Raw genomic sequence first — 17029 nt, 5'->3', positions numbered from 1 at the left:
AGATGATCGAACGAAACAGAGATGGACGGCAACAGTCCCATACGCACTGGCTCGAGCCGATACCGGTCCCACTCCCGTCGACGATAGCGGCAACTATATCCGATACAGCGTGATCACGATAGCGTTCTCTTTCGACCGAATCATGGACACGACCTCTCGGTCAATCAGAGACGAAAATCTCGGTCGAACACGGACGCCGTCCGGTCACTCTCGGCCGAAACAGGCCACGAGGTCTCCCTCCCATCGCGGGTCGGGCTCGAGCGCCAGTTCCTCGGCGACACCATCGTATCGCGCTCGGAGAACGACGTTCTCGTCTATGTAGTACGTGACGCGAATGTCCCACTCGTCGCGCGGGTCGGCGGCTGAGTGTCGGGTCCCCGTCGCCAGATTGTAACGGATCGCCACCATGACCGCGTCCGCGTTCGTAGCCGACCCGACCGCGGCCGTCCGATGCTCCGTTCGGCGAAGGGAGAGGGTCCGCGTCTCGTTGCCGAACCGGGCGATAAATTCGTTCCGTCGATACGCTCGTTCGAACTCGGTCGCGTACGCTGCCGCGCTGTCCACCAGTACTGGCGACGATGCGTGGTCCGATGAGTCGTCTTTCTCGGTCCACGACGGTGGTGTCGGATACGGGAGGGTCACGAGTGCGTCGTCGTCAGTCAGCACGTCCGGATCGGGACGCGTAACTGAGTGGCAGTCGTAATAGTCTGCAGGGATGGTCCCCGACTCGAACGCTGGTCTGTTTGTGGCGTTCGATACGTGCTCGAAACCACCCGTCGAAACCGCCGCCGTGGTCACGGCCGACGCGAGGAGTGCACGTCGAGAGCGAGGGCGGCTCATACGCGAAGATCTCAGACAAACAATAAGTGTCTTCTGAAATGATGCCAACTGAGACGGTCCTGATCGCTACCCGGTAGCCTATTCGTCGGCCAGTAGCCGATCGACCATCTCGTCGGGATCGAACCGCTCGATGTCGTCGTACCCCTGTCCGACGCCGAGGAACAAGATCGGCTTCCCGGTGACGTGGGCGACGGAAATCGCCGCACCGCCGTTGGAGTCGGCGTCGGCTTTCGTCAGGATCGTCCCGTCGATCTCCGCGGCCGCGTTGAACTCCCGACCGCGGTTGACCGCGTCCTGCCCGGCGACGGCTTCGTCGACGAACAGCGTCATGTCGGGATCGACGACGCGACCGATCTTCTCGAGTTGATCCATCAGCCCCTCGTCGGTGTGGAGTCTGCCCGCGGTGTCGCCCAGCACGATGTCAATATCGTTGGCCTCGGCGTACTCGACGGCGTCATACAGCACCGCCGCGGGATCGCCGCCCTGTTCGTGACTGATACACTTCGTGTCCAGGGCATCGGCGTGTTGCTGAATCTGCTCGTTGGCTCCCGCGCGATAGGTGTCGCCGTTCGCCATCACCGTCGAGTAGCCGCGTTCCTCGAAGTAGCGACTCAGCTTGGCGATCGAGGTCGTCTTTCCGACGCCGTTGACGCCGGTGAAGACGATGGTGATCGGCTTCTCCTCGGCGGCGATGCGCTCGTCGAAATCGAACTGGCCGACGCTGATCACGTCGTAGATCGCGTTGCGCAGCGCCTCCTCGACGACCTCGCCGGTCGAGGTCGTGAAGGTCCGCGTCTCACCGACCAGTTCGTCGCGGATGTTGTCGAGAATCTCCTCGGCGACGCCCATCTCGACATCGCTCGAGAGCAAGGCCATCTCGAGTTCGTGGAGCGGTCCCTCGAGATCCTCCTCCTCGATGACGAACTTCCCCTTGACGAGGGATTTCGCCTTGGTACCGAAGCCGGTCGAGTTGCCGCCGTCGTCGGTTTCGGCGTCCGCATCCGCTTCGCCGGCCTCGTCCTCGTCGACGACCGGTTCGTCGTCGACAGCCGGCTCCGCCTCCGTCTCGGCCTCGACAGCCGCCTCCTCGTCGACGGACGGTTCGTCATCGACGGCTGGCTCCGCCTCGGCGGTTGCTGTCTCGGTCGGCTCCGCTGCAGGAACCGATTCGTCCGATTCCGGTTCGGCGTCGTCGGACTTCCCCGTAAAGAGGGATCTGGCCCTGGCACCGAAGCCGGTCCCGCCGCCATCGTCGTCCGCATCCGCATCGCTGTCCTCGTCCTCGTCGACGACTGGTTCCTCGTCAGCAGTCGCTGTATCGGCCTGCTCCTCGCCAGGAGCTTCCTCGTCCGGTTCAGGGTCGACGTCGGACTCGAGGAAATCGGGGTCCGAATCGGTCGCCGGCTCCTGTCCCGCGGACTCGGCTGCCGCTGCAGTGGCTGACTCGGTCGTCGCCGCCGACGCCGAGTCCAGTTCCGTGTCCGGTTCCAGCTCCGCGTCCGGCTCCACCTCGGCCGCCGGGCTGGCCGGCTCGGTGTCCGCCGTTTCGGGAGTAGTATCGGTGGCTTCCGCACCCGCCGGTTCCGCAGACTCCGCCGCGTCTGCGTCGGGGTCGACGTTCTCGAGGTCGTCTTCGAGTGCCTCATCCTCGAGTTCCGCATCCTCGAGTTCCGCATCCTCGAGGTCGTGTTCGTCGACCTCCTCGACGTTCTCGTCAGCGGCTTCTTCAGCGTCTTTCCGGAAGCTACCGAGCTTGTCCTTCAGGTTGTCGAACATGGGTATGGATCGGAGTGCCTACGCCGCGTTATTCGTCGGGCTGACCCTGACCCTGGCCCATCCCCTGCATCTGCTGTTGCATCGCCTGCTGCTGGAGCTGCTGGGCCTGCTGCTCGAGTTCGCTGCTCTCGGTCTCGAGTTCGGCGATCTCCTCGTTGAGCTCGTCGATCTGGTCGTCGAGGTGCTCTTTCTTGTTCTCGAGGGCGTCGACGGCGTCGTCCTCCTCGAACTCCGCGGCGTAGTCGGCACCGAGGTCGACGATCACTTCGTCGATGTTCTCGATCGTCGTTCGGAGGTACGCGCCACCGCCGAGGGGCATCTGCACGGTCGAGCCGGTCTCGAGCGTTCCGAGGGCCTCGATCGCTTCGTCGACTTCGGTCTTCTCCTGCTGGACCGCCTCGACGTTCGTCTGGAGGGTCTCGATCTGTTCCTCGAGTTCCTGCAGTTCCTGGGACAGCTGCTGGAGTTGCTGCTGGCTCATTGTTCGGACACCTCGTCGAGTTCGATTTCGCTCCGCTTGAGCCCGTGCTGGCTTCCAAACTGGGAGAGGGTGTGTTCGCGGGCGACGTTCTCGTTCTGGGCGTCGATGGTCGTCTCGAACTCCGCAAAGCCGTCGCGGCTCTTGAACCGACCACTGACCGTAAATTGACTCATACAACACCATCCGGCAGGGAGTCGGAAGAATCTTCCCTTCCCGTTCGACCCCTCGCAACCGGCAGGACGGGCCGAGAGACATGCCACTGGCCGTCGATTTCCCGACGAGCGACGGGTCAGCAATTTTTATCGGATCGCGCCGAACCAGCACACATGAGCGAACGCGATGCCGGCGACCTGTTGCCCAGTGATCGAATGCAGCGCCAGGCCCTCGAGGGCGAGGTCACCCAGATTCACCGCGGTCACCAGTACGCCGAAGAGGGGGACACGTTCACGATCGATGGCACTGTCTTCGAAGTGACCGACGTTCGAGAGCGCACGCTCGGTGAGCTGACCGACGAAGACGCGCGGGCAGAAGGGATGGAAGACCTCGAGGGGTACGAGCGCCTGCTCGAGCGCGCCCACGAGAACTTCGAGTGGGACGACGACAGCGAGGTCGTGTTACATCGGTTCGAGCAGCGATGAGAGAGCGGTGGGGTCGGTCAGTCGTCGAGCGACCGTCCACTCGGCTGCCCGTCACGCGCCGCCGGGACGGGCCGCGAGCGCGGTGACGCGACTGTCCGCGGCGATCGGTAGGTCGCGAGCAGATACCACATGATCCCGGTCGCCAGCAGGCCGATCGCGGCGAGGGACAGGCCCATCGTGGCGAACGTCACCGCGTAGACGGCACCCAGCGCCGCCTTGGGGAGACTCGTCGCCAGCGGGATGCGAACGTTCGCATCCCGGAGTGCGGGCGCGAGAAAGACGACTGAGAGCAAACTGCCGGCCATGAAAACCAAATCCTGCCAGACCATACGGAGAGTACTCAGTATTGAGTAAATATAGATACCGGTCAGGATCAGACTCGGCCGGGAACACCGAGGCGTGGCCCGAGTCGAAGAGGGTCCAGTGCGATCGCTCGAGCGCAGTTCGAGAAACGCGGAGAAATCAGCGATACTCGAGTGGGTCGAGTCAGTCGAGATAGCCCAGCGCGTCCTCGATCCGGCCCAGTTCGGGACCGGTCGTGTTCTCGCCGATGACGTAGCCGGCCTCGTTGGCGATCAGGCCGGAGCCGACCAGCGGCGCGCCGTAGTTGATCGTCCCGACGTCGGCGCGGACGTCCAGCGCTTCCTCGAGGACGTCGAGTTCCTCATCGGTTGCCTTGGGATGGCAGAGCACGCCGGTGTCGTTCGCGACGGCGGCCGTCCCGACGGTTCGAACGCCCGCGAGGTCGCCGCGTTCGACGGGGACCTCGAGCGTCTCCTTGACGATTTGAACCGCCTCGCGGGGCAGGTCCGGATGGACGTAGGCCCCGTAGTCGTTCGCGAGGACGACGTTACCGGCGGCGTTGATACTGCCCGGGAGTTCGGCGACGGGCAGGTCGATCTCTTCCTCGAGCGTCTCGCGTTCGTAATCGAGAACGCGCGAACTCACGAGGAGGCCGTTTTCGTTGCCGGTCGCTAACGCACCGACCGTCGAGGAACCGCCGACGGTCGTCCGGATGGCGGGCACCTCGAGTTCGTCAGTCAGGTCGGCGATAACGTCGTCGTCGACGTCGGGGCGAACGAGCACGCACGAGTCGGTCGCGCGGGCGAAGACGCCGACGTACGCCGACCCGGCGAAGGCGAGGCGTTGCAAGTTTAGTCAGCGACCTCGGCTTCGACGACGGCGTCACCCTCTTCGTCGAAGCGGGCTGCGCGGACGCGAAGCTTTCGCGGCGGGTTGGAGCGGCCGTTTTTCCAGATCGTCTCGTTGATCGAGGGGTCCAGTCGGATGGCCTCCTCGTCGACCGCGAAGTGTTTCGCGAGGTGTTCGCGGATGAGTCGCATCGCGTAGTCGGCGGCCTCGTGGTTGGCCCCCTTCTTGACGTCGCGCAGCGGAACGGTAACGACACGTTCCTCGAAATCAGTTGCACTCATCGTTACTCGTCGGTGTCGTTACGCCGCCAGTTGCGTCGCTTCGGGTTGCGCTGGACATCCATGTCCGTCTTCATCATAACCCAGGCCGGCACGCGGCTGTTCTGGTTCTCGAGTTTGGCAAGTCGCTTCTTCTTGCCCTTCGATTTCTTACCCATAGTAGCCGGACGTAGCCCACGCTGGCTTAAAATCTTGTCCATCTAAGCGGCAGACGGTCGGCAGACCGATCGGACACCGCTCGAGCGAGTCAGCTGGTCCCGGAATACGGTCGGCTGGTCTCGATGCACCGAAACTCATCCCACGGGTTTCGGCCCTCGAGCCGACACCGCTCACTCGAGGGGAAACGACTCGACCGTCGAGTAGACCGGCCCCTCGTCCGTGAGGGTGCTCTCGGTCAGTCGAATCTCGTCGACTCGAGTCTCGCCGACGGTCGGATCGCGCTCCCGGACGAGCTCCTGAACCAGTTCCTTCCCGCCGGCGTGTTCCATTCGCGCGAGCGTAACGTGGGGCGTGAAGTCGTGATCCTCGGCGTCGAACCCCATCGCCGTCGTCCGGTCCTCGACGGCCTCGTGGAGTCGAACGAGTTCGTCGCCGCCGTCCTCAACGCCAAGCCAGACGACGCTGATGTACTCGAGGCTCGGGAAGACGCCCAGTCCGCCGTAGCGGACGGTGAAGGGGTCGATATCGGCGTCCGCGACTGCGGCGGAGAGCGCTCGCTCGAGGTCGGAAACCCGATCATCGTCGACATTGCCGAGAAACTTCATCGTGATGTGGGCCTGCTCGGGGTCCGTGAAATTGAGCCCGCTCGCGTCCGCGAACTCGTCCTGGAGATCGGCGACCGGTTCGGCGAGGTCGTCGGGCAGGTCGACGCTGACGAACAGTCGCATAGTCGGATCCTCGTCGGCGGGATACTCAATAGTGACGGGAGTGTGGCCGGTTCCGGCACCGACCCGGCGCCCGCCGGGAGCTTCGTGGGTAGGGGAGCCCGTTATTTCCGTGGGACCCGCAGGAACGCTAATGACCGACGTTGCTGTCATCGGCGGCGGAATCGGCGGCCTCACGGCGGCACACGAACTCGCCGTGCGCGGGTTCGACGTGACCGTCTTCGAGGCGAACGACCGCTTCGGTGGCAAAGCACGCTCGATGCCGATCGAAGACGATCCGGATGCGCTCCAGGGCGAACACGGCTTCCGGTTCTTTCCAGCGTTCTATCGGCACGTCGTCGACACGATGGAACGGATCCCCGACGGCGACGGGACCGTCGCGGACAACCTCGTCGCAACCGAAGCGACGCTCATCGCGAGTACGACGGGCCGGAGCCGGATCGCCGAGACGCGCACCCCCGACACGATCCGCGGCTGGCTCGAGGCGCTTCGGCCGGCGTTCGCCGAGGACCTGCCCCGCGAGGACGTTCGCTTCCTGCTCGAGCGGTTGCTGTACCTGCTGACCGCCTGCGAGTCCCGGCGCGAGAACGAACTCGACGATGTCTCCTGGTGGGAGTTCATCGACGCGGAGAACCGCTCGCAGGAATTTCGCGACCGGGTCGCGTACACCACGCAGGCGCTCGTCGCGCTCCGGCCGCAGGTCGGGAGCGCCCGGACGGTCGGGACGATCTACCTGCAGTTGCTGTTCGGCCAGCTCGATCCGACCGAGCCGACCGAGCGCGTCCTGAACGCGCCGACGAACGAGGCCTGGATCGATCCGTGGGTTCGCCACCTCGAGACACTCGGCGTCGACTTCCGGCCGAATACACCCGCGCGGCGACTCGCGTTCGACGGGCGACGCGTCACCGGCGTCGAACTGGCCGACAGGGCGAGAGTCGCGGCCGACGAGTTCGTGCTGGCCGTCCCGGTCGAGGTCGCACCCGAGTTCGTCACGCCGGACCTGCGTCGGGCCGCACCGGAACTGGGGCGAATCGAGCGCCTCGAGACGGCCTGGATGAACGGGATCCAGTTCTACCTCGCGACGGACGTCGAACTGACCCGCGGCCATCAGGTCTACGCCGATTCCCCCTGGGCGCTGACGTCGATTTCGCAGCGACAGTTCTGGACGACGTACGACCTCGAGAGCCGCGGCCCCCACGCGGTCGAGGGCGTCCTCTCGGTGATCGCCTCGGACTGGGACACGCCGGGAATCGTACACGAGAAACCCGCCAGGGCGTGTACGCGCGAGGAAATCGCCGAAGAGATCTGGGTGCAGCTGAAAGCGCACCTGAACGAGCCCGACGAGCGGTTGACCGACGAGCTGCTCGTCGACTGGTTCCTCGATCCGTCGCTCGTCGAAACGGACGGCGGCGTCGAGAACCGATCCCCGCTGCTGATCAACACCGTGGGCTCGCTCCGGAACCGGCCACCGGCGGACGTCGCCGTCCGCAATCTCACGCTGGCGAGCGACTACGTGCGAACGAATGCCGATCTGGCCTCGATGGAGTCGGCCAACGAGGCCGGCCGCCGCGCGGCGAACGCCGTCCTCGAGCGACGCGGCGTTCGGAACTCGCCCGTGCGGGTGTGGGACCTCGAGGAGCCCGCGGTGTTCGTGCCGTTCAAACGGCAGGATCGAATCCGGTACCGCCTCGGACTGCCACACCCGGCGGCGGTGACGCAGTCGCTCCGCAGCGTTACCAGACGCCTCGGCAAACGGGTCTGAGAACCGCGTTTCGAACGGCGGGACGACGCCATCGCAACGCCGCCGCTACCCGGGTCGCAGCCCTTAACAGTCGTCACCGCCAATTTACAGTAATGACTGACCGAGACGACGATCGCGATCATCGCTTCTCCGAGGGAGAGGGGTTCGGCGATCCGTACGAGGCGTTCGACCTGGACCCGCCGGAGCTGGGTATCGACCCGTCGAAGGTCGACCCCGTCGACTCCCGCGTCGTCACCGACACGCTCGACCAGCACAACATCGATCAGGACGACGTCGACGCGAGCGAGCTGCTCGACGTCGGACTGAATTACATGCAGATCAACCGCTACGAGCAGGCCACCGAGGCCTTCGATCGAACGTCCCACTTCGCCGAAGACGACAAGCTCGAGCAGGAAGCGTGGGTGAACAAGGGCGTCGCCCACGGCGAACTCGAGGAGTGGGACGAGGCGATCGGGGCCCACCGCGAGGCCCTGCGGATCGACGAGGAGAGCGAGCACGCCGCGACCGCCGAAACCAATCTCGCCTACGCGCTCTGGGAGTTCGGCCAGACGAGCGAGGCCCTCGAGCACGCCGAGCGCGCCATCGAGATCGACGAGCGCTTCGCCGCCGGCTGGTTCAACCGCGCCTTTTTCCTCTCGGAGCGCGGGCTGTCCGAGGAGGCGCTCAACTGCGTCGACAACGCGATCCGGCTCGGCCTGCGCAACGCGAAGGTGCTCGAGACGAAGGCCGAAATCCTCGAGGAACTCGGCGAGTTCGACGAGGCCGAAGAAATCGCCGAAGAAGCGAATCAGATGCGCGAGCAGGCCGAACAGGAGATGATGGACGACCGCGAGGAGCTGTACGAGCAGGGTGCGGGCGGCGGTGGCGGCGCTGGTGCGGGTCCGGGAGCCGGACCCGGGAGTGGCGCGGCCGGACGCGGTGGTGCCGGAGCGGGCCGCGGCGGTCACGGCGCGAACCGCCAGTCCCCGCCCCAGCGACAGGGAGACATCGGGCTCGACGACCTCGGCGTCGCCGATCTCGGTATCGACGACGGAGCGGCGGACGACGAGGACGAGCGCGAGTGGGAACTCGAGTAACCGCATGATCGTCAACGAACGAGAGACGAAGGAGGGGCTGTTGGTCGCCGTCTGCGACGAGGACGTCCTCGGCGAGACGTTCGAGGAGGGTGAGCTCTCCCTGACCGTCACCGAGGAGTTCTACGGCGGCGACGAGGTCGACGAGAACGCGGTACTCGAGAGCCTCGGACGGGCGGCCGTCGCCAACATCGTCGGCACCCGCGCCGTCGAACTCGCCGTCGACGAGGGGTTCGTCGACGAGGCGAACGTCCTCGAGGTCGGGGCGACGCTGCACGCGCAGTTGCTGCAGATGCAGTAGCGCGATCGGCAGGAAACTGACCGCGGCGGAGTCGATATTTCTGCAACCGACTCGAGGCCCCTAGAGGTCGGTCCGCTGGAACCGGTAGTAGCCGATCGCGACGGGCACGACCAGCCAGAACAGCAGGACGACGATGCCGAACCACTCTTGCAGATAGAACGGCGCGTCGCCGGGATAGCGTTCGGCCGGCGTCATTCCGTACGCCTCCATCGACTGGAGTCCGTATTGGAACTGGAAGGGAAAGATCGACCCCTCGACGACCTCGTTGGCCAGGTTCGTGTACGCGAAGATCGGATTGAACTGATCGAGCACCAGGTACCACGTCTCGGCTTCGACCGGCGGCCCCTCGTCGTAGAGGAGGTGATAGGGACCGGCAGTGAGCAGTTCCCACAGCGCGACGAACACCATGTAGATCCCGACGACGATGGCCATCGACTTGCCCCGCGTCGAGACGGCGGCGGAGACGCCGACAGCCAGGCCGACGAACGTGGTTCCGAAGAGCAGCGACACCGCGGCGAAGCCCAGCCAGTCGACGAACGGGACCGAGCCGAAGAAGACGGCACCGAGGACGAGCGAGACGAGAAACGCGAGCCCGACGGCGAGTCCGACGACGCCCATACGACCGAACAGCTTGCCGAAGAGGACGTCGGTCCGGTTCGGCGGCAGTCCCAGTAGGAGCTTGATACTTCCCGACCGTCGCTCGCCGACGACGGCCATGTAGCCAGCGATCAGCGCGGCGACCGGGAGGATCACCTGTAGCGGCGTGCCGAGAAAGCTGAGCACCTCGGCCGCGGTGACGTCGTCGATCGTGTACCAGATCGCGACGTAGCCGATGACGACGAGTCCGACGAGCAGTCCGATCAGCGCCCAGAGGAGCTTCGACCGGCCGGCGTCGTCGAACTCCTTGCGGGCGACGGTTGGAATGTGCGAGGTCATCGCGGAACCTCCGTTTCCGTCTCGAGTGCAGCCTCATCGGCCGTCCCGGACTGCGCACCGGTCCCGTCCCCGGGTTCGCTCCCGTCACCGTTCGTCAGCGCGGTGAACAGCGACTCGAGCGAGACCTCCTCGATCCGCAGATCTCGAATCGTCGCGCCCGCGTTATCGAGTGCGGTCACGACGCCGGCCTTCGCGGCCGGATCGGTGATCGTGCACTCGAGGGTTCGCCCGGACGCGGTGACGTCGGTGATTCCCGGGACCGCACCTGCCACCTCGCGTGCGCCGTTCGCGGCGTCCGCGAGCGTGAGCGTCATCGTCGCGCCGCCGCCGATCTCCTCGCGCAGCCCGTCGATCGTATCGACGGCGACGAGTTCCCCCTCGTTCAACACGCCGACGCGATCACAGACCGCCTCGACGTGCTCGAGGATGTGACTCGAGAAGAAGACCGTCGTCCCCCGTTCGGCTTCGCTGCGGACGAGTTCCTGCATCTCGCGGATCCCGTGGGGATCGAGCCCGCTCGAGGGCTCGTCCATGATCAATAGGTCGGGATCGCCGACCAGTGCCATGCCGGTCGCGAGTCGCTGGCGCATCCCCTTGGAGTAGTCGCCGGCCGGTCGCTCAGCGTCCTCGGCCGAGAGCCCGACCCGCTCGAGGATCGCGTCGGGATCGTCCTCGGCGGCCTTCGTCTCGCTGGCGAACTCGATATGCCGGCGGCCCGAGAGACGCGGATAGATGTCGAATCCCTCCGGAAGGACGCCGACGCGAGGGCTGATCTCATCGGCCTCGGTCTGGGTGTCGTAGCCCAGCACCGTCGCCGACCCCGTCGTCGGGCGCGTGAAATCCAGTAGCATGTTGATCGTCGTCGACTTCCCCGCCCCGTTCGGGCCCAGAAAGCCGAAGATCTCGCCGTCGTCGACGGTGAGCGTGAGGTCGTCGACGGCGGTGAGATCGCCGTACTCCTTCGTCAGACCGGATATCTCGATCGCAGTCATCCCGGTCGCCGCTACACCGTCCGTTTGTATAATCCACCGACCCCAGTTTCACGGTCGGAAACTGTGGGGGTTTTATATTATCCTGTCATACGAACGACTAGAGGGCTGACGAGACGGACCGGGAACCCCTCGCGCTGTCCGTCGACTCGCTGTCGGCGATCCTGGCCGTCTCGGCGGTCAGCGTCCTCGTCGAACTCGTCGTCTTCTACCTGTTCGACGCCGTTGCATGGCTCTTCGCGCAAAACATGGGTTCCGGCTGACAGAACACGCAGCCGGCGGTCGGCAGCGAACCGCAGGGACGGGAGCGGCCCGGTAACTCGAGGATGGTTCCCGCCTCGCGATGATGACAGTCGCCAGTTCCGTCTCGCCCGCGTTTTCCGATACCAAAATAGTTTGGAGATACCGGTATCCCGGAGGCACTCCAAGAGAGAACTGCGGCAGGGGCACCCACCAGGGTACCCCCACCACACCCCTGCCGTTCACCTCCCGTCCCCGTCTCCCCCACTCCCTCCCCTTCCCCACCCCACCCACCCCTTTCCACTCACACTCGATCAGCGCACAGCGACTGCAATCCACTGCCGGTCCGGCACTGATTGTGTTCCCGAAACTGGCCCCGAATAGGCAATACGGGCCGGTTCGCTCCGATTCCGGAAAAATCGGCCAGCTCCGGACCGAAGGAGTGTTTTGTGTGCAGTCCGTCCTAGTCACCAATGAGTCAACAGAACCTCGAGTCGCTCGATGTCGGGGCGATCCGGGAGGAGTTCCCGATCCTCCAGCGGGAGTTCGACGACCAACAGGTCGTCTATCTCGACAACGCGGCGACGACCCAGACGCCCGATCCGGTCGTCGACGCGATGAGCGACTACTACCGCGAGTCCAACGCCAACGTCCACCGGGGGATCCACCACCTGAGCCAAGAGGCCTCGATTCTCTACGAGGAGGCCCACGACCGCGTCGCCGACTTTATCGGCGCGAGCGGCGGCCGCGAGGAAGTGATCTTCACGAAGCACACGACCGAAGCCGAGAACCTGGTCGCCTACTCGTGGGGCCTGAACGAGCTCGGCCCCGGCGACGAGATCGTGCTGACGGAGATGGAACACCACGCCTCGCTGGTCACGTGGCAACAGATCGGCAAGCGAACGGGTGCCGACGTGAAGTACATCCGAATCACGGACGACGGCACCCTCGACATGGACCACGCCCGCGAGTGCATCACCGACGACACCGCGATGCTCTCGGCGGTCCACGTCTCGAACACGCTCGGCACCGTCAACCCGGTCTCCGAACTGGTGGATATCGCCCACGACCACGACGCGCTGGCCTTCATCGACGGCGCACAGGCCGTCCCCAACCGCCCCGTCGACGTCGAGGCTATCGACGCCGACTTCTACGCCTTCTCGGGCCACAAGATGGCCGGCCCCACCGGTATCGGTGCGCTCTACGGCAAAAAAGAGCTGCTCGAGGAGATGCAACCCTATCTCTACGGCGGCGGAATGATTCGCAAGGTCACCTTCGAGGACTCCACCTGGGACGACCTCCCCTGGAAGTTCGAACCCGGCACGCCCCCGATCGCCGAAGCAGTCGGTCTCGTCGCCGCGATCGACTGGCTCGAGGAGATCGGTATGGAGCGCATCGAGGCCCACGAGGAGGAGATGGCTCGCTACGCCTACGAGCAACTCGCAGCGGAGCCGGGCGTGGAAATCTACGGCCCCGAACCCGGCCCGGAGCGCGGCGGCCTCGTCGGCTTCAACCTCGAGAGCGTCCACGCCCACGATCTGGCCTCGATCATGAACGACCACGCGGTCGCGATCCGCGCCGGCGACCACTGTACCCAGCCGCTCCACGATAAGCTGGGAGTTGCAGCGTCGGCTCGAGCCTCGTTCTACGTCTACAACACGAAGGAGGAAGTCGACAAGCTGGTCGCTGCAATCGATGATGCACGTCAGCTGTTCGCGTGAGCGGATACTGACTGCCGAGGCCGACGCTGCGACAGCGGACAACGGAATAGATCGTTCAATACAGAGATCCTCGATGTTTTACCGGCGCACACGAAACGTGTCGTAGATGGCCACGGAAGGCGGACAGTCGACCGATCCGATCGATATCCTGTTAGTCGAGCCGAACCCCGGCGATAGCCGTCTCTTCGAGGAGAACTTCAGAGACGCGAAGCTCCTGAACACCGTTCACATCGTCGACGACGGACAGTCCGCGCTCGATTTCGTCCACCAGCGCGGCGAGTACTCGAGCGAACCGCAGCCAGATATGGTCCTGCTCGAGCCCCAGTTACCCGGCAAGAGCGGAATCGATGTCCTCTCGGAACTGAAAAACGAACCAGCGCTGAACGAGATCGCGGTCGTCGTACTCACGAGTTCGGACGCCGGAGAACAGATCGTACAGTCTCACGGGCTCGAGGCGGACGCCTACATCCAGAAACCGATCGAACCCGAGGACTTCGTCGAGTTCGTGCAATCGATCGAGGACTTCTGGTTCGCGATCGTCCAGAAGCAATCGCAGTGACTGCGGTATCGAATCCGACTCGACAGCTCACGTAATCGCTCGAGGACGGCGCGCTTATTGTCCCGCCGCCGAAACGAGAGCACGATGCTCGAGGCAGTCCGGGACCGTACGCGGTCGTACTTCGCGGACGCGCCGCCGGCCCACGACTGGCACCACGTCCGGCGAGTCGAATCCGTGTATACGAGCGGACGCCCGCTACTCACACCGCCACATCATCCAGCGCGAACGAGCCGTAGTCAATCTCACCCGCTCGGTCGTAGCGGAGCATTTGGACCCCCGTGCTCGACGTCTCGACGGACATCAGTTCGAGGGCCGCGGGAATCGTCTCGTCGCCGAACAACCGCTTTCCGTCCCCCACGACCACGGGGAAGATCCAGAGCCAGAACTCGTCGACGAGGTCGTGTGCAAGCAGCGTCTGGATCAGGTCGTGGCTCCCCTGCACCATCATCACGTCCTCCCGCTCCTCCTTGAGGTCCGCGATGGCTTCTGCGACGCCGTCCGAGAGGAGCGTCGAGTTGTTCCACGTCACCGCGTCGAGGGTTCTCGAGGCGACGTACTTCGGCATGCCGTTCAGTTTCGCTGCCACGGGGTCGTCCGCCGTATCGACGTTAGGCCAATGTGCGGCGAAGATTTCGTACGTCTTCCGGCCGAGCAACAGCGCGTCGGCCTCGGCGAACTGGTCGTTCATCATCTCGCCCATCGTCTCGTCCCAGTAGTTGACCGACCATCCACCACGTTCGAAGCCGCCGTCTCTATCCTCGTCGGCGCCGCCCGGCGACTGCATCACACCATCGAGCGTGAGGAACGTTCCGACGACGAGTTTTCCAGACGTTTCTTCTGAACTAGATGTTCCCATGCGTTTAATTAACGCGGGAATAGACGATAACTATTTCGTCTATACTGACAGGGTCTCGAGCGATTCCGAACACCGAACGCTACGGTATCGGAACGTCGGAGCGCGTGCGATCCGTTCCTCGAGCGCGATCGTGAGCGGCCCCGGAACCCTTTTACAACTCTCGCGTCTATTCGAACGCAACAATGGGACTGGGATCGGATATGTACCGACAGCAGATCCTCGACCACTACAAGAACCCCCGTAACTACGGGAAACTCGAGGATCCGACGTTCACCCACGTCGGCGAGAACCCGATGTGTGGCGACGAGATTCGCATGGACGTCACGCTCGAGGACGACGACGAGACGATCGAGCGGGTCGCCTTCTCCGGCGACGGCTGTGCGATCAGTCAGGCCTCCGCCAGCATGCTCTCGGGCGAACTCGCCGGCAAGAGCCTCGACGAACTACACGAGATGGACCGCGACGACGTGATCGACATGCTCGGTGTCGACATCTCGCCGATGCGGGTCAAGTGCGCCGTGCTCGCCGAAAAGGTCGCACAGGACGGCGCGGAGATCTATCAGGGCGAACTCGACGTCGACAAGACGACGACCGAGGACGACTAAAGCCGCTTCGTCTCCGGCGAACCCCGAAACGCAGGAGCTGCGTTCTCTGCTACCGCTCGTCGATTCGAATCTCGAGCGTCGCCGTTACCGCTCAGGGTCGACCTCGGAGAGCGGATTCGGCACGGTCCCGTGCTCGATCGCGTGGGGTCGCTCGGGGCGGTCGCCGTAGCCGATATCGATCATCCGGTTTCGGTTGAGCGTCAGCTTCGGGACCGTCGGCTCGAGCAGGTCGAACAGCTCGAATCGCTCCTCGAGGGCGGGGAACTGCGCCTGATAGTCCTCGATCGCAGTCCGGACCTGTCCCCAGAACTTATCCTCCGAATAGTCGTGGTGGCGGACCAGCAGGTCCGCGAGGTAGCGGTAGACGCCGACGAACAGCCCGTAGACGACGAACAGGCGCAGCTCTTCCGGCGGTACGGACAGCAGCACGTCCTCGAGGTCGTCGGGCAGTCCCTGCAGCTCCTCGAGCGGTGCCTCGGCCACGTTGACGTCGTCGACGAAGTCCTTGACGGCGAGCCGGGACGGACGATCGTCCTCGAGGACGAGGATCGTGTTCTCTCCGTGGGGGGAAAAGGCGGTTCCGTATCGGTAGAGGTAGTGCAGGAGCGGCGGGAGCATCGTGGCGAACAGCTCGTCGAGCCACTCGGAGAGCGCGAGATCAGAGCGCTCGACAAGTTTCGAGAGTACCGGTTCGCCGTCCTCGACGTGCAGCAGCGACGAGAGGGTCATCGCCCGCTCGCTGTCGTCGATCAGGTCCGTGACGCTCTCGCGCCAGACACAGCCCAGCAGTTCATTGTACTGGTAGGGCGGGGCCTCGAGCGCGTCGAACGTCGGGTGATCGAAGTTCACGCCCGCGATTTCGCCCGGCAGGACGACCTCGCAGTCGTCGCGCAGGAACGGGTCCGAGTCCCGAACGTCCTTCACGTACTCCGTGACGAGCGGCGCGGCCTCGGTGCGCTCGCCGGGGAGGCCGCGCCAGACGAGCGTGTTGCTGATCATCATCGGGAGCTTCACGTTGTGCTTGGTCGGCTCGTCGGCGTTGACGAACGTCCGAACCGACTGCATGGGCAGGTACTCGTCCGGCCCCGCCCCGAGCGGCACGATCTCGTCCGTCGCGAGCTGTTTGCCGAACAGGGGAACGATCGCGTTCTCCCACTGCCAGTCGTGGACCGGCACGAAGAGGTAGTCGTCGGGCTCGAGCCCGCGCGCCTCGAGTTCACCCCGGAACTCCTCGGCGTGGCTTCCGAGTTCCGACTCGAGCAGCGCCTCGTGCTCGAGTCCGTCGACGCTCACGAACGAGGCTGCCTCGCGCGAGACGGCACACCACGAGAGCCGGATCGATTCGGCCCGCTCGGGGGCGTAGCTGCGGTAGTCGTCGTACCCCCAGCCGACCCGGCCCTTGTTGAAGGTGAGCCACGGGTGGCCGGTCATCTCGCCCTCGATTTCGCCGTAGGACATGTCGAGCACGGACCGTTCGGCGTCGGCCGACTCGATGTGGGCGTCCGCGAGCAGCGTGTTGGTGTACTCGCGGACGAGGTGGCCGGCCGTGATAGAGTCCATCTCGATCGTCGGCTCGAGGTCGACGACGAACTGGAGGGGGTCGTCGGCGGGTTCGAACCCGTCGCCTGCGTCGCGTTCGATCGAGTCGACGCGAACGCTAATGCTGTCCCAGAACCGCTCGACGGCGTCGAAGCGGTAGCGCGTTCCCTCGAGATCGATCTCGTAGGTGGTCCACTCGCCGCCCGATCGGTCGCCGGATCGGTCGTCATCGACCGGTTCGGGCTCGAGGATGTCCTCGTAGGTGAACTCCTGCAGGATCTTCGCGAGCAACTCCCGCCCCGCGTCGTTCCAGCGGTCTTCGGTCAGCACGTCGTCTAGCGTGTCGATTCCGTCGAGTCCGTACTCCGTCTCCGTCGTGTGTCGTGCGTTTTGCATGAA

The 17029-nt window shown here is 64.7% G+C and carries 20 protein-coding genes and 1 pseudogene; 8 read left to right on the top strand and 13 right to left on the bottom strand.

All coding sequences use genetic code 11. The features are described from left to right. Positions 1-204 precede the first annotated feature (204 nt). The 4 genes from HYG81_RS30050 to rpl18a all read right to left on the bottom strand — a co-directional run bounded on the left by HYG81_RS30050 (position 205) and on the right by rpl18a (position 3270). Complete coding sequence (locus tag HYG81_RS30050) at positions 205-840, bottom strand: hypothetical protein (RefSeq protein WP_180839774.1); 636 nt, start codon at positions 838-840, stop codon at positions 205-207. A 78-nt stretch (positions 841-918) separates the two neighbouring features. After that, entirely contained in the window at positions 919-2616 is a 1698-nt protein-coding gene (gene ftsY / locus HYG81_RS30045) for a signal recognition particle-docking protein FtsY (RefSeq protein WP_180839773.1), read from the bottom strand. A 28-nt stretch (positions 2617-2644) separates the two neighbouring features. After that, complete coding sequence (gene pfdA, locus HYG81_RS30040; RefSeq protein ID WP_180839772.1) at positions 2645-3097, bottom strand: prefoldin subunit alpha; 453 nt, start codon at positions 3095-3097, stop codon at positions 2645-2647. After that, positions 3094-3270, bottom strand: a complete 177-nt coding sequence (rpl18a, locus tag HYG81_RS30035; protein WP_180839771.1) for a 50S ribosomal protein L18Ae — start codon at positions 3268-3270, stop codon at positions 3094-3096. The genes pfdA and rpl18a overlap by 4 nt, the downstream gene beginning before the upstream one ends. Positions 3271-3423: 153 nt before the next feature. Between rpl18a and HYG81_RS30030 the strand changes: the two genes are divergently transcribed. Beyond that, a complete protein-coding gene (locus tag HYG81_RS30030; RefSeq protein WP_180839770.1) occupies positions 3424-3735 on the top strand; it encodes an ASCH domain-containing protein in 312 nt (103 codons plus the stop codon). A gap of 17 nt (positions 3736-3752) precedes the next feature. On the opposite strand, the gene HYG81_RS30025 is transcribed toward HYG81_RS30030, so the two are convergent. From HYG81_RS30025 to thpR, 5 genes are all read right to left on the bottom strand, one after another. Beyond that, complete coding sequence (locus HYG81_RS30025) at positions 3753-4064, bottom strand: hypothetical protein (protein WP_180839769.1); 312 nt, start codon at positions 4062-4064, stop codon at positions 3753-3755. 157 nt (positions 4065-4221) lie between these two features. Next, positions 4222-4887 carry a translation initiation factor IF-6 gene (locus tag HYG81_RS30020; RefSeq protein ID WP_180839768.1) on the bottom strand — a complete coding sequence of 222 codons (666 nt, stop codon included), beginning with the start codon at positions 4885-4887 and terminating at the stop codon, positions 4222-4224. Between the two features lie 2 nt (positions 4888-4889). Continuing rightward, complete coding sequence (locus HYG81_RS30015) at positions 4890-5168, bottom strand: 50S ribosomal protein L31e (protein ID WP_180839767.1); 279 nt, start codon at positions 5166-5168, stop codon at positions 4890-4892. Positions 5169-5170: 2 nt separating this feature from the next. Next, positions 5171-5323, bottom strand: coding sequence for a 50S ribosomal protein L39e (locus tag HYG81_RS30010; RefSeq protein WP_006184874.1), 153 nt, complete (start codon positions 5321-5323; stop codon positions 5171-5173). Between the two features lie 171 nt (positions 5324-5494). Next, positions 5495-6052 carry an RNA 2',3'-cyclic phosphodiesterase gene (gene thpR, locus HYG81_RS30005; RefSeq protein ID WP_180839766.1) on the bottom strand — a complete coding sequence of 186 codons (558 nt, stop codon included), beginning with the start codon at positions 6050-6052 and terminating at the stop codon, positions 5495-5497. A gap of 130 nt (positions 6053-6182) precedes the next feature. Here thpR and HYG81_RS30000 point away from each other — a divergent pair, with 130 nt between their 5' ends. From HYG81_RS30000 to HYG81_RS29990, 3 genes are all read left to right on the top strand, one after another. Further along, positions 6183-7811, top strand: coding sequence for a hydroxysqualene dehydroxylase (locus tag HYG81_RS30000; RefSeq protein ID WP_180839765.1), 1629 nt, complete (start codon positions 6183-6185; stop codon positions 7809-7811). A 92-nt stretch (positions 7812-7903) separates the two neighbouring features. Further along, a complete protein-coding gene (locus HYG81_RS29995) occupies positions 7904-8887 on the top strand; it encodes a tetratricopeptide repeat protein (protein ID WP_180839764.1) in 984 nt (327 codons plus the stop codon). A gap of 4 nt (positions 8888-8891) precedes the next feature. Then, positions 8892-9185: a DUF424 domain-containing protein gene (locus HYG81_RS29990; protein WP_180839763.1), complete on the top strand. Its 294-nt coding sequence runs from the start codon at positions 8892-8894 to the stop codon at positions 9183-9185. A gap of 60 nt (positions 9186-9245) precedes the next feature. On the opposite strand, the gene HYG81_RS29985 is transcribed toward HYG81_RS29990, so the two are convergent. After that, positions 9246-10121, bottom strand: a complete 876-nt coding sequence (locus tag HYG81_RS29985) for an ABC transporter permease subunit (protein WP_180839762.1) — start codon at positions 10119-10121, stop codon at positions 9246-9248. After that, on the bottom strand, positions 10118-11113 hold the full coding sequence (locus HYG81_RS29980; RefSeq protein WP_180839761.1) for an ABC transporter ATP-binding protein: 996 nt from the start codon (positions 11111-11113) through the stop codon (positions 10118-10120). Before HYG81_RS29980 ends, HYG81_RS29985 begins: the two co-directional genes overlap by 4 nt. 710 nt (positions 11114-11823) lie before the next feature. Between HYG81_RS29980 and HYG81_RS29975 the strand changes: the two genes are divergently transcribed. The 3 genes and pseudogenes from HYG81_RS29975 to HYG81_RS29965 form a co-directional block, all read left to right on the top strand. After that, complete coding sequence (locus HYG81_RS29975) at positions 11824-13071, top strand: aminotransferase class V-fold PLP-dependent enzyme (RefSeq protein ID WP_180839760.1); 1248 nt, start codon at positions 11824-11826, stop codon at positions 13069-13071. A 106-nt stretch (positions 13072-13177) separates the two neighbouring features. Then, complete coding sequence (locus HYG81_RS29970) at positions 13178-13630, top strand: response regulator (RefSeq protein ID WP_180839759.1); 453 nt, start codon at positions 13178-13180, stop codon at positions 13628-13630. A gap of 84 nt (positions 13631-13714) precedes the next feature. Further along, a pseudogene (locus tag HYG81_RS29965) lies at positions 13715-13807 on the top strand (HD domain-containing protein); the annotation flags it as partial. Between the two features lie 22 nt (positions 13808-13829). Here HYG81_RS29965 and HYG81_RS29960 read toward each other — a convergent pair. After that, positions 13830-14486, bottom strand: coding sequence for a dihydrofolate reductase family protein (locus HYG81_RS29960; RefSeq protein WP_180839758.1), 657 nt, complete (start codon positions 14484-14486; stop codon positions 13830-13832). 182 nt (positions 14487-14668) lie between these two features. Here HYG81_RS29960 and sufU point away from each other — a divergent pair, with 182 nt between their 5' ends. Beyond that, positions 14669-15091 carry a Fe-S cluster assembly sulfur transfer protein SufU gene (sufU, locus tag HYG81_RS29955; protein WP_180839757.1) on the top strand — a complete coding sequence of 141 codons (423 nt, stop codon included), beginning with the start codon at positions 14669-14671 and terminating at the stop codon, positions 15089-15091. Between the two features lie 84 nt (positions 15092-15175). Here sufU and HYG81_RS29950 read toward each other — a convergent pair whose 3' ends face one another. After that, complete coding sequence (locus HYG81_RS29950; protein ID WP_180839756.1) at positions 15176-17026, bottom strand: IucA/IucC family protein; 1851 nt, start codon at positions 17024-17026, stop codon at positions 15176-15178. Positions 17027-17029 lie beyond the last annotated feature (3 nt).

The organism is Natrinema zhouii, assembly GCF_013456555.2.
In the GTDB taxonomy this organism is placed as follows: domain Archaea; phylum Halobacteriota; class Halobacteria; order Halobacteriales; family Natrialbaceae; genus Natrinema; species Natrinema zhouii.
This window is presented reverse-complemented; position numbering and strand designations above follow the sequence as displayed.

What these genes read in the sequence shown, in the direction of transcription:
- HYG81_RS30050 (WP_180839774.1), bottom strand. Translation starts at nt 840, where the DNA reads ATGAGCCGCCCTCGCTCTCGACGTGCACTCCTCGCGTCGGCCGTGACC.
- ftsY (WP_180839773.1), bottom strand. Translation starts at nt 2,616, where the DNA reads ATGTTCGACAACCTGAAGGACAAGCTCGGTAGCTTCCGGAAAGACGCT.
- HYG81_RS30000 (WP_180839765.1), top strand. Translation starts at nt 6,183, where the DNA reads ATGACCGACGTTGCTGTCATCGGCGGCGGAATCGGCGGCCTCACGGCG.
- HYG81_RS29995 (WP_180839764.1), top strand. Translation starts at nt 7,904, where the DNA reads ATGACTGACCGAGACGACGATCGCGATCATCGCTTCTCCGAGGGAGAG.
- HYG81_RS29990 (WP_180839763.1), top strand. Translation starts at nt 8,892, where the DNA reads ATGATCGTCAACGAACGAGAGACGAAGGAGGGGCTGTTGGTCGCCGTC.
- HYG81_RS29960 (WP_180839758.1), bottom strand. Translation starts at nt 14,486, where the DNA reads ATGGGAACATCTAGTTCAGAAGAAACGTCTGGAAAACTCGTCGTCGGA.
- HYG81_RS30015 (WP_180839767.1), bottom strand. Translation starts at nt 5,168, where the DNA reads ATGAGTGCAACTGATTTCGAGGAACGTGTCGTTACCGTTCCGCTGCGC.
- HYG81_RS30010 (WP_006184874.1), bottom strand. Translation starts at nt 5,323, where the DNA reads ATGGGTAAGAAATCGAAGGGCAAGAAGAAGCGACTTGCCAAACTCGAG.
- sufU (WP_180839757.1), top strand. Translation starts at nt 14,669, where the DNA reads ATGGGACTGGGATCGGATATGTACCGACAGCAGATCCTCGACCACTAC.
- HYG81_RS30030 (WP_180839770.1), top strand. Translation starts at nt 3,424, where the DNA reads ATGAGCGAACGCGATGCCGGCGACCTGTTGCCCAGTGATCGAATGCAG.
- rpl18a (WP_180839771.1), bottom strand. Translation starts at nt 3,270, where the DNA reads ATGAGTCAATTTACGGTCAGTGGTCGGTTCAAGAGCCGCGACGGCTTT.
- HYG81_RS29950 (WP_180839756.1), bottom strand. Translation starts at nt 17,026, where the DNA reads ATGCAAAACGCACGACACACGACGGAGACGGAGTACGGACTCGACGGA.
- HYG81_RS29980 (WP_180839761.1), bottom strand. Translation starts at nt 11,113, where the DNA reads ATGACTGCGATCGAGATATCCGGTCTGACGAAGGAGTACGGCGATCTC.
- pfdA (WP_180839772.1), bottom strand. Translation starts at nt 3,097, where the DNA reads ATGAGCCAGCAGCAACTCCAGCAGCTGTCCCAGGAACTGCAGGAACTC.
- HYG81_RS29970 (WP_180839759.1), top strand. Translation starts at nt 13,178, where the DNA reads ATGGCCACGGAAGGCGGACAGTCGACCGATCCGATCGATATCCTGTTA.
- thpR (WP_180839766.1), bottom strand. Translation starts at nt 6,052, where the DNA reads ATGCGACTGTTCGTCAGCGTCGACCTGCCCGACGACCTCGCCGAACCG.
- HYG81_RS29985 (WP_180839762.1), bottom strand. Translation starts at nt 10,121, where the DNA reads ATGACCTCGCACATTCCAACCGTCGCCCGCAAGGAGTTCGACGACGCC.
- HYG81_RS30025 (WP_180839769.1), bottom strand. Translation starts at nt 4,064, where the DNA reads ATGGTCTGGCAGGATTTGGTTTTCATGGCCGGCAGTTTGCTCTCAGTC.
- HYG81_RS29975 (WP_180839760.1), top strand. Translation starts at nt 11,824, where the DNA reads ATGAGTCAACAGAACCTCGAGTCGCTCGATGTCGGGGCGATCCGGGAG.